Origin of the sequence: Streptomyces sp. NPDC051310 (assembly GCF_044455245.1) — a bacterium.
GTDB lineage: Bacteria > Actinomycetota > Actinomycetes > Streptomycetales > Streptomycetaceae > Streptomyces.
On record NZ_JBITEO010000017.1, the window covers coordinates 24,772 to 38,205 of the forward strand.

13 protein-coding genes and 2 pseudogenes are annotated in these 13,434 nt (G+C 72.4%); 7 read left to right on the forward strand and 8 right to left on the reverse strand.

Annotation, left to right across the window (positions count from 1 at the left end; genetic code table 11):
- The first annotated feature begins 58 nt into the window (after positions 1-58).
- The 3 genes from ACIA79_RS23350 to ACIA79_RS23360 all read left to right on the forward strand — a co-directional run bounded on the left by ACIA79_RS23350 (position 59) and on the right by ACIA79_RS23360 (position 2,188).
- The gene (locus ACIA79_RS23350) at positions 59-919 is read left to right on the forward strand and encodes an AraC family ligand binding domain-containing protein (RefSeq protein ID WP_399430284.1); all 861 of its coding nucleotides are present in this window, start codon (positions 59-61) and stop codon (positions 917-919) included.
- A 256-nt stretch (positions 920-1,175) separates the two neighbouring features.
- Positions 1,176-1,883: an AzlC family ABC transporter permease gene (locus ACIA79_RS23355; RefSeq protein ID WP_399430381.1), complete on the forward strand. Its 708-nt coding sequence runs from the start codon at positions 1,176-1,178 to the stop codon at positions 1,881-1,883.
- Positions 1,880-2,188 carry an AzlD domain-containing protein gene (locus ACIA79_RS23360; RefSeq protein WP_399430285.1) on the forward strand — a complete coding sequence of 103 codons (309 nt, stop codon included), beginning with the start codon at positions 1,880-1,882 and terminating at the stop codon, positions 2,186-2,188. Before ACIA79_RS23355 ends, ACIA79_RS23360 begins: the two co-directional genes overlap by 4 nt.
- A 116-nt stretch (positions 2,189-2,304) precedes the next feature.
- Here ACIA79_RS23360 and ACIA79_RS23365 read toward each other — a convergent pair whose 3' ends face one another.
- Positions 2,305-3,210 carry a hypothetical protein gene (locus ACIA79_RS23365; RefSeq protein ID WP_399430286.1) on the reverse strand — a complete coding sequence of 302 codons (906 nt, stop codon included), beginning with the start codon at positions 3,208-3,210 and terminating at the stop codon, positions 2,305-2,307.
- 79 nt (positions 3,211-3,289) lie between these two features.
- On the opposite strand from ACIA79_RS23365, the gene ACIA79_RS23370 reads away from it, so the two are divergent.
- The 4 genes and pseudogenes from ACIA79_RS23370 to recX form a co-directional block, all read left to right on the forward strand.
- Positions 3,290-3,484 (forward strand): DUF3046 domain-containing protein, encoded by a 195-nt coding sequence (locus tag ACIA79_RS23370; protein ID WP_031075771.1) that lies wholly within the window; start codon positions 3,290-3,292, stop codon positions 3,482-3,484.
- Between the two features lie 138 nt (positions 3,485-3,622).
- Complete coding sequence (locus tag ACIA79_RS23375) at positions 3,623-4,915, forward strand: AI-2E family transporter (protein ID WP_399430382.1); 1,293 nt, start codon at positions 3,623-3,625, stop codon at positions 4,913-4,915.
- Between the two features lie 327 nt (positions 4,916-5,242).
- A pseudogene (gene recA / locus ACIA79_RS23380) lies at positions 5,243-6,166 on the forward strand (recombinase RecA); the annotation flags it as partial.
- An 82-nt stretch (positions 6,167-6,248) separates the two neighbouring features.
- Positions 6,249-6,944 (forward strand): annotated as a pseudogene (gene recX / locus ACIA79_RS23385) (recombination regulator RecX); the annotation flags it as partial.
- A 309-nt stretch (positions 6,945-7,253) separates the two neighbouring features.
- On the opposite strand, the gene ACIA79_RS23390 reads toward recX, so the two are convergent.
- The 7 genes from ACIA79_RS23390 to ACIA79_RS23420 form a co-directional block, all read right to left on the reverse strand.
- On the reverse strand, positions 7,254-7,625 hold the full coding sequence (locus ACIA79_RS23390) for a rhodanese-like domain-containing protein (protein ID WP_399430383.1): 372 nt from the start codon (positions 7,623-7,625) through the stop codon (positions 7,254-7,256).
- A 125-nt stretch (positions 7,626-7,750) separates the two neighbouring features.
- Positions 7,751-8,278, reverse strand: a complete 528-nt coding sequence (locus tag ACIA79_RS23395) for a cysteine dioxygenase (RefSeq protein ID WP_391815340.1) — start codon at positions 8,276-8,278, stop codon at positions 7,751-7,753.
- Positions 8,279-8,415: 137 nt separating this feature from the next.
- A complete protein-coding gene (locus ACIA79_RS23400; RefSeq protein WP_399430287.1) occupies positions 8,416-8,529 on the reverse strand; it encodes a putative leader peptide in 114 nt (37 codons plus the stop codon).
- A 128-nt stretch (positions 8,530-8,657) separates the two neighbouring features.
- Positions 8,658-10,313, reverse strand: a complete 1,656-nt coding sequence (locus ACIA79_RS23405; RefSeq protein WP_399430288.1) for an FAD-dependent monooxygenase — start codon at positions 10,311-10,313, stop codon at positions 8,658-8,660.
- Positions 10,314-10,672: 359 nt separating this feature from the next.
- The gene (locus ACIA79_RS23410) at positions 10,673-11,629 is read right to left on the reverse strand and encodes an amino acid ABC transporter permease (RefSeq protein ID WP_399430289.1); all 957 of its coding nucleotides are present in this window, start codon (positions 11,627-11,629) and stop codon (positions 10,673-10,675) included.
- Positions 11,626-12,273, reverse strand: coding sequence for an amino acid ABC transporter permease (locus ACIA79_RS23415; RefSeq protein WP_399430290.1), 648 nt, complete (start codon positions 12,271-12,273; stop codon positions 11,626-11,628). The genes ACIA79_RS23410 and ACIA79_RS23415 overlap by 4 nt, the downstream gene beginning before the upstream one ends.
- Positions 12,274-12,455: 182 nt before the next feature.
- Positions 12,456-13,376 carry a glutamate ABC transporter substrate-binding protein gene (locus tag ACIA79_RS23420; RefSeq protein ID WP_399430291.1) on the reverse strand — a complete coding sequence of 307 codons (921 nt, stop codon included), beginning with the start codon at positions 13,374-13,376 and terminating at the stop codon, positions 12,456-12,458.
- Positions 13,377-13,434: the final 58 nt, after the last annotated feature.

Consider the following 13,434-nt stretch of genomic DNA (forward strand, 5'->3'; position numbering starts at 1 on the left):
GCCGTCCACGCCGTGGACACGCAGGTCGGAGCGGTGGGGACCGGCGCAGAATGGACCCATGGCGAGCGCGCGGGACGGAGAATGGGCCAGGCACTGGCAGTACCCCGGCGTGCCCGGACTCGACCTGCTCCGGGCCCGGTACGTGCGCCACTCCTTCGCGCGCCACAGCCACGAGGGCTTCGTCCTCGGAGCGGTCCGCCGCGGCATCGAGGACGTCGTCATGCCCGAGGGCACGATCCGGGCCCGCCCCGGCACCGTCGTCATGATCAACCCCGAGGTGCCGCACTCCGCGCACGCCGGGGTGCCGGAAGGATGGTCGTACGCGACCCTCTACCCCTCCGCCGGGCTGGTGGCCGGCATCGCGCGCGAGGAGACGACGCTGCGCGGCACGCCCGGCTTCGCCGAGACCATCGTCGAGGACGAGGACACCGCCCAGCTGATACGGGCGGTGCACCGGGCGGCCGAGGAGGGCAACGCGCTCGCCGCCGACAGCGTCCTGCGGATAGCGGTCGCCCGGCTGCTGCGCCGCCACGGCCGGTCGCTGCCCGCCCGGCCGCCGCTCGCCGCGGGGGCGCGCACCGCGGCGCTGGCCAGGGAGCTCCTCCAGGAACGGATGACCGAGCCGCCGTCCCTGGAGCAGCTCGCACAGGAACTCGGTACCAGCCCCTTCGCCCTGTTGCGGGCCTTCAAGGCCGCCCACGGGATGCCGCCGCACACCTGGCTGACCAACGCGCGCGTGCGGGCGGCCCGCCGCCTCCTGGAGGCCGGGACCCCGCCCGCCGCCGCGGCCGCCGCGGTCGGTTTCACCGACCAGCCCCATCTGAACCGGCACTTCACCCGCATCGTGGGCGTGCCGCCGGGCGCCTACCAGCGGGAGCGCGCAAGAACGTACAAGACCGGAGACGGGCTCCGGCCGTAGCGTCCTGGGCGTGGCAGAACAGACATCACCGAAGGACGGGGCAGGCGTGCCCTGTGCGGTCCGGCCCGAGCCGGCGCGCAGGGGTGCACCCGCGCGCACAGGTGGGCCGGCGCCCGGGGGCCGGCCCACGGGCACGGCCGGGCCCCTGCGTACCGCTGGAACCGAGAGCACGGCTGCGGCCGCCGGGCCGGGGGCCGAGGAGGCCGTCGTGCCCGAGACCGGGGCGGCGGTCGCGCCGGAGGCCGAGGGGGCCGCCGTGTCGGCGCCGGGCGCCGGGTCAGACCGCGCCGTCGTGCGGGACGCGCTCGGCGTCGGGGTGGCCGTCGGCCTCTCCGGGTTCGCCTTCGGCGTGACGTCGGCCGGCGCGGGTCTGAGCGTCCTCCAGACCTGTGCGCTCAGCCTGCTCGTCTTCACCGGGGCCTCGCAGTTCGCCCTCGTCGGGGCGCTCGCAGGGGGCGGGAACCCGCTCACGGCCGCCGCGGGGGCCTTCTTCCTCGGCACCCGGAACGCCTTCTACGGGCTGCGCCTTTCCCAGCTGCTCGCCCTGCCGCGGCTTCTCCGCCCGTTCGCCGCGCACTGGGTCATCGACGAGACGGCGGCCGTCTCCCTGGCCCAGCCCACCCGGCGCGCCGCACGGATCGGCTTCACCGTCACCGGGTTGACCCTCTACGTGCTGTGGAACCTGACCACGCTCCTCGGAGCGCTGGGCGCGGAAGCCATCGGCGACACCGACGCCTGGGGCCTGGACGCCGCCGGACCGGCCGTCTTCCTCGCGTTGCTCGCCCCCATGCTCCGTACGACCACCGAGCGGGCGGTCGCCGGGGCCGCGGTCGTCCTCGGGCTGGGCTTCCTGCCCGTACTGCCGGCCGGCGTGCCGGTGCTGGTCGCGGCGTTCGCCGCGCCGGCGGTGCTGTGGCTCCAGGGACGCCGGATCGGTGCCGGGCGGAAGGGAGTGGACCGGTGAACTTCTGGATCGCCATCGCCCTGACCGCCGCCGGCTGCTACCTGCTGAAGCTGGCCGGCCTGCTCGTACCGGCGGCAGCCCTCGAGAGGCCGCTCGTCCAGCGGCTGTCGGCGCTGCTGCCCGTCGCCCTGCTCGCCGCGCTGACCGCGCAGCAGACCTTCAGCGCCGGTACCGCGCTGGTCGTCGACGCGCGCGGCGCGGGCCTCGCGGCCGCGGCGCTCGCCCTGGTCCTGCGCGCGCCGTTCCTGGTGGTGGTCGCCGCCGCGGTGGCCGTCACGGCGGCGGTACGGGCCCTGGGCGGCTGACCGGCAAGACCCGGGCCCCGCGCACGGCTCCCCCGCCCCTGCTGCCCGCGCGCACGCGTGTGCGCCGGGTCCTCGCCGGCCGGGGGGTGGAGCGGCGCGGCTCGGCGGATGCCGGCTCAGCGGATGCTGCGGCCGTGCGCCCGCAGGGTGCGCAGCGCCTCGATCGTCAGGATCGGCCGCCACTCCAGAGCCGTACCCGGCGCCCACTGGCGCCAGTGGACCGGCCAGCCCCCGTCCTCCTGCTGCTCGGCGGCGAGGTGGTCCAGGGAGCGCTCCATCTCCGCGTCCGTGAACCAGCGCCGCGCGAGCGAGTCCGGCACGCGCGCGTAGTCGTGCGGGAAGTGGTGCTCGTCGGGCGCGTAGCCGGGCGGGACCGGGTAGGCGGCCTTGTGCGCCGGATCCAGTACGGCCAGTTTCTGGTCCCGTACGAGCCTGCCCAACCGGTCCGCGGCCGCCTCCGCGCGGGCCCGGTCGGGGACACCGTCCAGGAAGGCGACGGCGGCCTGGATCTCGTACGGGTGCGACTTCTCCAGCCCCTCGACCGCGGCCCAGCAGAAGTCGGTGGCACGGAACAGCCATGCGTGCCAGACCTGGTTGCGGTGGAGCAGGCCCACCACGGGGCCGGTGGCCAGCAGATCGCTCGGAGGGTCGTCCACGAGCGGCAGGAACGGGGCGAACGGGTAGCCGCGCAGGGAGGGGTGCAGCGCGGGCAGCGCCCCTTCGTGCGTGGACACCTCCGTCAGGTACCGGCACACGCGCTCCACCCGCAGCCCGCCGCAGCGGCCGATGGAGTCCAGCACCCGCAGTGCGTGCGCGGCGTGCAGGGGCTGGCTGACGGGGCCGCGCAGATCCGGCTCCAGGGCGTGCCCGTAGCCGCCGTCGTCGTTGAGGTACGCGGTCAGGGCGGCCTCGACGGAGTCGGCGGCACCGCCCAGGAAGTGGTATGCGAACCGTCGCTGTTCGAGCACGCGGGCTGTGAGCCAGACGAAGTGCTCGGCGCGCGTGAGGGGAGTTCCGGCCATGTTCCGACGGTAGGGCGGAAAGGGCTTTCGGCAACCGGCACGGACCGGGCTGCACTCTCAGGAGCGGGATACTGGTGTCATGCGGTTGACGATTTTCTGGGAGCGGATGGCGGCGCACTTCGGCGACACGTACGCCGAGTCCTTCGCGCGGGACCACGTCATGTCCGAGCTGGGCGGCCGGACGGTGCGCGAGGCGCTGGACGCCGGCTGGGAGGCGAAGGACGTGTGGCGGGCGGTGTGCGCGGCGGTGGACGTCCCCGCGGACAAGCGCTGATCCCGGGGCGGGCGGCCGGATGTCGCTGCTGTAGGTGAGACTTGGCGCGTGCCCCCGACTGACGAGACAGAGACGACGACCGCCGCTTCCGCGACCGGGACCGGGGCGGCGCGCCCCGCGTCCCCCGCCGCCGCCCGTATGCCGCGCTGGCTGCCGCGCGCGATGGTGCTCGCCCTCGCCCTCTACGCCTGCTTCCAGCTCGGCAGCTGGGCGTTCCACCAGCTCATCGGTCTGCTGATCAACATCCTGATCGCCTTCTTCCTGGCCCTGGCGATCGAGCCGGCGGTGGGCCGGATGGCGGCCCGCGGCATGCGCCGCGGACTCGCCACCTTCCTGGTCTTCTTCGCGATCCTGGTCACGGGCGTCGGCTTCGTCGTGCTGCTCGGCTCGATGCTGGCGGGCCAGATCATCGAGATGGTCGAGGACTTCCCCCGGTACCTCGACTCCCTGATCAACTGGATCAACCACACCTTCCAGACCGAGCTGTCCCGCGTGGAGGTCCAGGACAGCCTCCTGAGGTCGGACTGGCTGCGGAAGTACGTCCAGAACAGCGCCAGCGGTGTGCTGGACGTCTCGGCGACGGTGCTCGGCGGACTGTTCAAGCTCCTGACGATCTTCCTGTTCTCGTTCTACTTCGCGGCGGACGGCCCCCGGCTCCGCCGGGCCCTGTGCTCCGTGCTGCCGCCGGCCAGGCAGGCGGAGGTCCTGCGGGCCTGGGAGATCGCCGTGGACAAGACGGGCGGCTACCTCTACTCGCGCGGTCTGATGGCGCTGATCTCCGGCCTCGCGCACTACGTCCTGCTGGAGTTCCTGACCGTGCCGTACGCGCCCGCCCTCGCGGTGTGGGTCGGCCTGGTGTCCCAGTTCATCCCCACGATCGGCACCTACCTGGCGGGCGCCCTGCCGATGCTGATCGCGTTCACCGAGAACCCCTGGTACGCGCTGTGGGTCCTGGTCTTCGTCGTCGTGTACCAGCAGTTCGAGAACTACCTGCTGCAGCCCAAGCTCACCGCCAAGTCCGTCGACATCCACCCGGCGGTCGCCTTCGGCTCGGTCATCGCGGGCACCGCGCTGCTGGGTGCCGTCGGCGCACTGATCGCGATCCCGGCGATCGCCACCCTCCAGGCGTTCCTGGGCGCGTACGTGAAGCGGTACGACGTGACGGAGGACCCGCGGGTGCACGGGCACCGGCGCCACGGCGAGCTGGTGCTGGCCCGGGTGCAGCGGGCGCTGCGTGCGAAGAAGGAGCAGGGCGCGGAGCCGGACTCCGACGACAGCCCGGCGCGGGCTGTGGAGCGGGTGGCCACGGACCCGGAAGCGCCGTCGAGCGCGACGCCGGACCTGGCCGTGGACCGGGCGGCCACGGAGTCCGAGCCGGACCGCGCCACGGACGGGATCCCGGGTCAGGCGCCGCCGCCCGACCGCGACTGACCCCGGCGGTCGGGCAGGCGGTCGGGCGGCGGGCCCGGCCCGGGTGCGCCGTTGCCGACGCCTGCCGACCACTGGCGTCCACTGCCGACGACGGCAGTGGACGGCCTCCGGGCAGCCGCCGCGGGTGGCGGCGCCTGCGCGGCGCGCCGCGCTTGACACTAAAATCGAACATCCATTCTTATGGGGTTCCGGCCCGGGATTCCGGGGTGCCGCGGAGTTGTCCACGGAGTTATCCACAGGTCGGAGGGACGGCGGGGCCCATTGTCAGTGGCAGGGGTTAGCGTCTTTGACGTGAAGCGATCGACACAAGCAAACCGGGTGGAACCCATGGCAGGTACCGACCGCGAGAAGGCGCTCGACGCCGCGCTCGCACAGATTGAACGGCAATTCGGCAAGGGCGCAGTGATGCGCATGGGCGAGCGGTCGAAGGAGCCCATCGAGGTCATCCCGACCGGCTCGACCGCGCTCGACGTCGCGCTCGGCGTCGGCGGCCTGCCGCGCGGCCGTGTGGTGGAGATCTACGGCCCGGAGTCCTCCGGTAAGACGACCCTGACCCTGCACGCCGTGGCCAACGCGCAGAAGGCCGGCGGCCAGGTGGCGTTCGTCGACGCGGAGCACGCCCTCGACCCCGAGTACGCGAGGAAGCTCGGCGTCGACATCGACAACCTGATCCTGTCCCAGCCCGACAACGGCGAGCAGGCCCTGGAGATCGTGGACATGCTCGTCCGCTCCGGTGCGCTCGACCTGATCGTCATCGACTCCGTCGCCGCGCTCGTGCCGCGTGCGGAGATCGAGGGCGAGATGGGTGACTCGCACGTGGGTCTGCAGGCCCGTCTGATGAGCCAGGCCCTCCGCAAGATCACCAGTGCGCTCAACCAGTCCAAGACGACCGCGATCTTCATCAACCAGCTCCGCGAGAAGATCGGTGTGATGTTCGGCTCGCCGGAGACCACGACCGGTGGCCGCGCGCTGAAGTTCTACGCCTCGGTGCGCATCGACATCCGCCGCATCGAGACCCTGAAGGACGGCACGGAGGCGGTCGGCAACCGCACCCGCTGCAAGGTCGTGAAGAACAAGGTCGCGCCGCCCTTCAAGCAGGCCGAGTTCGACATCCTCTACGGCCAGGGCATCAGCCGCGAGGGCGGTCTGATCGACATGGGCGTCGAGCACGGGTTCGTGCGCAAGGCCGGCGCCTGGTACACGTACGAGGGCGACCAGCTGGGCCAGGGCAAGGAGAACGCCCGCAACTTCCTGAAGGACAACCCCGACCTCGCCGACGAGATCGAGAAGAAGATCAAGGAGAAGCTGGGCGTCGGCGTCCGGCCGGAGACGCCGGCGGCGGAGCCGGGTACGGACGCGGCGGGCGCGGCCGCGCCGGACGACGCGGCGAAGTCGGTCCCTGCTCCGGCGGCGAAGGCCACCAAGGCGACCAAGGCCACGGCGGCCAAGGCCTAGTCCCGTGGTCCGGCGCACCGAATGGCCGGGCGACAGCACCGACTCGTCGAGGGCCGAGCAGGAGCTGTCGCCCCAGGATCCGGCTGAGCGGGCGCGGGCGATCTGCCTGCGCCTGCTCACCGGGACGCCGCGCACCCGCAAGCAGCTTGCGGACGCGTTGCGCAAACGCGAGATCCCGGACGAGGTCGCCGACGAGGTCCTCTCCCGTTTCGAGGACGTCGGGCTGATCGACGACGCGGCGTTCGCCGGGGCGTGGGTGGAGTCCCGGCACCACGGCCGGGGCCTGGCCCGCCGCGCCCTCGCCCGGGAACTGCGCACCAAGGGCGTGGATGCCGAGCTGATCGACGAGGCGGTCGGCCGGCTCGACTCCGAGCAGGAGGAGGCGACGGCCCAGGAACTCGTGGCGCGCAAGCTCCGCGCCACCCGCGGCCTCGACCGCGACCGCCGCCTGCGCCGCCTCGCGGGCATGCTCGCCCGCAAGGGCTACCCCGAGGGCATGGCCCTGCGCGTGGTCCGCCAAGCGCTGGAGGCGGAGGGCGAGGACACCGAGGACCTGCCCCCGGACTCCTTCTGACCGCAACCCGGGCATCCGGGCCCAGGCACGGCGGGGCAGACACGGCGGGCGGCCCCGGCACACCCGTCATACGAGGCCAGGCCCGCCCGCGAAGGCTCGGGCACGCCGGATCAGGCACGCCGGGAGTGCCCCGCGTGGGCGCGAGGCCGGGCGCGCCGAGCACCAGGCCCCCAGGAGCGCCTTTCATACGCGCGAGGCCAGGCGCGCCGAGGGCCAGGCACGCCCCTGCAGGCTCAGGCACACCGGCGCCAGGCACACCCGGGAAGGCCAAGGGCGTCCGGCAAGCGGCCCGGCCCGGGGCCGCTTGCGTCAGCGTGTCGTGGGCAGGCCCTCCGACCGCCAGGCCTGGAAGCCGCCGATGAGGTCGGTCGTGCGATGCAGACCCAACTGCTGGAGGGACGCGGCGGCAAGAGAGGAGGCGTACCCCTCGTTGCACACCACCACGATCCGCAGATCGTGACTCACCGCCTCCGGCGCCCGGTGGCTGCCGTATGGGTCCAGGCGCCACTCCAGTTCGTTGCGCTCGACGACAAGCGCACCCGGGATCAGCCCGTCGCGCTCGCGCAGCGCCGCGTACCGGATGTCGACGAGCAGCGCGTCTCCTGCCTCCGCCGCCGCGAACGCCTCTCGGGCCGTCACCCGCTCCAGGCCCTTCCGAATGCGCTCCAGCAGCTCGTCGATGCCGACCCGCTCCGTACTCCCCGCCGCTCCTCCGCCCCCCGCCGTTCCTCCGCTCCCCGTCGGTCGTCCGCTCCCGGCCGGTCGTCCACTCGATGCCTGTGCCTCACCCACTGACCGCCGTACCCTCACTGCCAGTCCTCCGGGCGCTCGACCTGCTCCAGCCGCAGCACCGGACCCGTGCGGCTGAACCGTCGGATCAGCGGCAGTGGCGGGTAGTACGCATGGACCGAGACGGCGTGCTCGGTGGCCGACTCGTTCAGCACCTCGTGGACGTGATGCTGTCCGAAGGCCCGGCCCCTGCCCGCCCCGAGGACGCGGCTGCGGTCGACGCCATCGGTGAGTTCGAGCGTGCGCCAGCCGCCCGAAGGCAGCCGCACGGCAAGGGACTTCTCCCTCAGGGTGCCGCGCGCCGTGGCGAACGCGCCGATCGACTCGGCGTGGTCGTGCCACCCCGTGCCGGTGCCCGGAGGCCACCCGATGAGCCATGCCTCGCTGCCGCCCGGCCCGTCCAGCCGCACCCACGTGCGGCCCTCCGGATCGAGGGGCAGGGAAGCGACCAACTCGGTGTCGGCAGCGGTGCGGCGGGCGAAGTCGAGCAGTTGAGCGGCGGTCGGCGCAGCCGCGCCGACCCGTACGGAAACATGCTGGGACACGAGAAACCGTCCTGTGGTCCTGGAGCCTGGAAGTCGCGAGAGCGCGCACATGCGGGCCGAAATGAGGACCACTTGGGGGCCCGGGCCACAGCGATCGATGGCCGGCCGCCGCACATGCGCGGAAGAAGGAAGCGAGTTCAGCAGGACGGTCGACACACGCAGCCCGCGTAGCGGAGCAGGTCCATATGGACCCTCCGCCACAGGCGCACGACAGTGCCGTTCATGATCCGGAGTACACCACGAACACCCATGACGGTCAATCGACGCTCACGAGGTGCTCGGTCGAGCGAGGGGAGGGGCCGGGGGAGTGGCGATCACCACGCGGGCAGGGGTGATCAACCGCGCGGGCGGAGATGGTCAACGGCGCGGGCAGGGCTGATCAACCACGGGTGCACGCGGCGTCCGCCGTCCGGTCCCGGCGGCCGGACTCCGGCGCCCCGCCCCGCACCGCGTCGGCCGCCGCGTGCAGCTCCTCCGGCTGCACCCCGCCGAAAGCGGCCACGAGGTGCCCGTCCGGCCGTACCAGCAGCACGGTGTGCGCGGCGGCCCCCGGGTATGCCTCGGTGACCAGGAGCTCACCCGGGACCGGCAGCGCCTCCACCGCCGCCGCCAGCCGCGGCATCACCCCGGCGGTCATCCAGTGCCGCCGGTCCCAGACGCCCGTACCGGGCGCCACCAGCACCACCAGCAGCCGCCCCCGCCCCAGCCGGTCGCGCAGCGGCCCCGTCGTGCCGTCGTCCGGTGCCGTGACCGGAACGTCCGCCACCGGCGCACCCGGGAGCGTGCCGACACTCGCCTGCGCTTCGCTGTACGGGGGTGCGAGGGGGGAGTGCGGGTACGCGGGGGGCGCGCCGAGCGGCCCGCGCCCCACGTGGCCTTCCGTCAGGAGCGCGTCGTGCCCACCGCCCCGCAGGTACGTGCGCAGGCCCCCCGTGCCCCGCAGCACCGGCAGTGACTGGTCGGCGGCGCGCAGCCGCGCCGCGACCGCCGTGCGCCGCTCGGCCTGGTAACTGTCGAGCAGCGCGTCGGAGGCACCGTGGTGCCAGGCGAGGGCGAGCTTCCAGGCCAGGTTGTCGGCGTCCCGCAGCCCCTCGTCGAGCCCCTGCGTACCGAGCGCGCCGAGCAGGTGGGCCGCGTCGCCGGCGAGGAACGCCCGCTCCACCCGCCACCGCTTGGCGAGCCGGTGGTGCAGCGTGTAGACGCCGGTGTCGACCAGGTCGTACGCGGGGGTCTCGCCGCACCAGCCGGCGAGCGTCTCGCGGATCCGCGCCACCAGCGCGTCCGGTGTCACCAGGTCACCGCGCGGCGGCAGCAGCCAGTCGAGCCGCCAGCCGTCGTCCGGCAGCGGACGCGCCGTGACCTCCTCGCCGACACCGCGCCACGGCGGCTGGCGGTGCAGCAACCCCTCGCCGTCCCACGGCAGTTCCGCGCGGAGCGTGGCGACGGCGTGCCGCTCGACCGCCGTACGTCCCGGGAAGCGGACGCCCAGCAGCTTGCGCACCGTGGAGCGGGCACCGTCGCAGCCCACCAGATAGCTGCCGCGCCACCAGGTCGACCCGGGCCCGCGCGTGTGCACGGTGATGCCGTCGCCGTCCTGCTCGATCGCGTCGAGACGGCTGTGTGTGACGACCTGGACCAGGCTCCGCCGCGGCAGCACCCCGATGGCCTCGCGCAGGCCGTGCGCAAGGGCGTGCTGCGCGATGTGCAGGGGCGACACGATGTCGCCGTCCTCGTCCGCGGGAACCTCCGCGGCACCGTCCGCCGCGGGCCCGGCGAAGAGGATGTGCCGCGTCTCCTGCTTGCGCCGCATCGACCGCCACCCGCGCCAGCGGGTCCCTTCGTCCCGTACCGTCGTGCATCCCAACCGCTCCACGAACGCGGCCATGTCCGGGCGCAGCACGGCGGTCCGTGCGGGGCGCGGCTCCTCCTTGCCGGGGCCCTCGTCCAGGACGACGGACGGAACGCCCTGCGCCGCCAGTGCGAGGGAGAGCGCGAGCCCGACCGGGCCCGCGCCCGCCACGATCACCGGGTCCACGGCACGACTCCCGGCACGGCGGCAGCAGCGGGAACGGCGAGAACGGCAGCAGCAAAAGCAGCAAAAGCAGCAAAAGCAGCAGAAACAGCAGAAACAGCAGAGGCAGCGGGAACGGCAGAAGCAGTGGAAACGGCGGAAGCAGCAAAAGCAGCAGAAGCAGTGGAAACGGCGAAAGCAGCGGAAGCAGGCGACACAGGGGAAACACCGGAAACGGCAGGACGAACGACTGGAGCCGGGCGCGAGGTGATCACAGAACGTATGCAACCCACTGCGAGTGCTTGCGTCAAGTGACGGGGGCAGCGACGCGAACGCCACTGCCCCCGACCGCCGGGTCGATGCCCGGATGATGTCACATACCGTCAGTTCCCCGGTGCGCCGGAGCCGCCGGCACCGCCTGCGTCGGTCCCGCCCTGCGCCCCCAGGGCGGCCGTGCCGGCGCCGGCCTGGCCGGCATCGCCGCCCAGAACGGCCGCGGACGCGGCGGGCTCGGCGGCCGCGGCCACCCCGATCCCGGTCTTGGCACGCCGGCCGCGCTTCTCGATCCAGGTGGCGAGGGCGGACAGCGCCAGACACATGGCCACGTAGATGGCACCGACGACCACGATCGTCGACACGTACGGGTACTGGCCGTTGACCTGCGTGTTCGAGGCGATCAGCCGGGCCGAGTTGAGCAGCTCGGGGTAGAGGATGATGAAGCCCAGCGAGGTGTCCTTCAGGGTCACCACCAGCTGGCTGATGATCGTCGGCAGCATCGACCGCACGGCCTGCGGCATCAGCACCGTGGTCATGACCTGCGTCTTGCTCATGCCGAGCGCGTACGCGGCTTCCCGCTGCCCCTTCGGCACCGCGTTGACGCCGGCGCGCAGCACCTCGGCCTGGACGCAGCCGTTGTAGATCGACAGGCCGATCGCCAGCGCCCACATCGAGTAGTCGGTGAGGAGGCCGACCCACACGGCGTAGATCGTGATCAGCAGCGGGATGGAGCGGAACAGCTCGATGAAGCCCGTGGCCAGCCACCGGACCGGCTTGTGGTCGGAGAGGCGGCCGACGGCGAGGAGCACGCCGAGCACGAGCGAGCCGATCGCCGCGAGGCCGAACGCCTTCAGGGTGGCGATGACACCGTCGGCGATGTTCTGCCGGATGCCCGCGTAGTTGAAGATGTCCCACATCTCCGGGGCGAGGTGCCCCTTCTCGCTCAGCCGTACGACGCTGATCGCGACCAGCGCGATGATGGCGAGGCTGCCGACGACGGCGTAGATGCGGTTGCGTACGACGGCCTTGGGGCCGGGCGCGTCGTAGAGAACGCTGGCGCTCATCGGGCGACCTCCAGACGGCTCTCCAGCAGGCGGAAGATGCCGCTGATGGTGAACGTGATGACCAGGTAACCGAGGGCCACCCAGAGGAAGATGGGCACGATGTCGTAGCCCTGCTCGCTCATGAGCTTCTGCCAGCCGAAGAGGTCGGCGACGCTGAAGGCGCCGGCGATGGCCGAGTTCTTCGTGAGAGCGATGAAGATCGAGCTCAGCGGCGGCAGCACCGTGCGGGTGGCCTGCGGCAGCACGACGATCCGCAGCGTCTGGCTGAACGTCATGCCGATCGAGCGGGCGGCTTCGGCCTGGCCCACGGGCACCGTGTTGATGCCGGACCGCACCGCCTCGCAGATGAAGGCGGACGTGTAGAAGCCGAGGGCGAGCGCACCCAGGACGAACGGGCTCATGCCCGGGAAGAGGATCTCCGGCACGACGAAGAAGGCGACCAGGAAGAGCAGCGTCAGCGGCGTGTTGCGCAGCAGGTTGACCCACAGGGTGCCGAAGAAGCGCAGCGGCGGGACCGGGGATACCCGGAACCCGGCGATGAGGACACCGAGGACCAGCGCGATGGCCGAGCTGATGACGGTGATCGACACGGTTCCTATGAAGCCGTCACGGAAATCCGAGAAATGGTCCAGCAGTACGTTCATGAGGTCTCCGCGTCGGCGGTCAGCGGCTTGGGGGCGGGGAAGGGCGGGCCGGGCACGGGCCGGGCGAGGGCCGGCCGGAGCGCGGCCGGGCGAGCCGGGCGCGCGGGCGCCGGTCCGGACAAGGGGCTGCAGCGCCCCGCACGGCGCGTACGGGGCGCTGCAGCAGGCACGTCAGGGGGCGATCAGTAGCGGACGATCGCCGGCGGCTCGGTGTAGGCCGAGCCGGACAGGCCGAGGGTCGCCTCGTAGATCTTCTTGTACGTGCCGTCCTTGATGTGCTTCTCGAGCGAGTCGTTGATCGCGTCACGCAGGACCTTGTCGGCCTTGTTCATGCCCACGCCGTACGGCTCCTCGGTGAACGGCTTGCCGACGACCTTGAGCTTGCCCGGGTTCTGCGCGGCGTAGCCCTTGAGGATCGCGTCGTCCGTCGTGACGGCGTCGACCTGCTTGGTGAGCAGCTGCTGGACGCAGTCCGAGTACTTGGCGAGCTCGGTGGTCTGCGCGCCGTACTCCGGCTTCTTGATCTCCTGCAGCGGGGTGGAACCCTTGATGGAGCAGACCTTCTTGCCCTTGACGGTCTCCGGACCGGTGATCGCGGTCTCGTCCTTGCGCACCAGGAGGTCGGCGCCGGCCTTGTAGTACGGACCCGCGAAGCCGACCTGCGCCTTGCGCTTGTCGTTGATCGTGTAGGTGCCGACGTAGTAGTCGACCTGGCCCTTGGAGATCGCGGTCTCGCGGGTGCTGGAGTCGACGGTCTTCCACTCGATCTGCTTCTCCGAGAAGCCCAGGTCGGCGGCGATCAGCTTGGCGATCTCGACGTCGAAGCCGGAGCGCTCCTTGGTGGCCTGGTCCTCGAAGCCGAGGTACGGCTGGTCGGCCTTGGAACCGATGACGAGCTTGCCGCGCTCCTTGGCCGCCTTGAAGGTCGGCGAGTCCAGGTTCACACCGGTGGCGACGGTGTACTTCGGCAGTTCCGGCGCACCGCTCGCACCCGGCTGCACGCCGGCGGGCTTGTCGCCGGCGGAGCCCTCCTTGCCGCCGCAGGCGGTCGCGGTCAGTGCGAGCACAGCGACGGCCACGGCCGCCGTCTTGCGGAGCTTCATGGTGAACATCCCTTGCGTCGTGGTTCGTTGGTCGTCAGTGGTCGAAGACCCCGGTGAT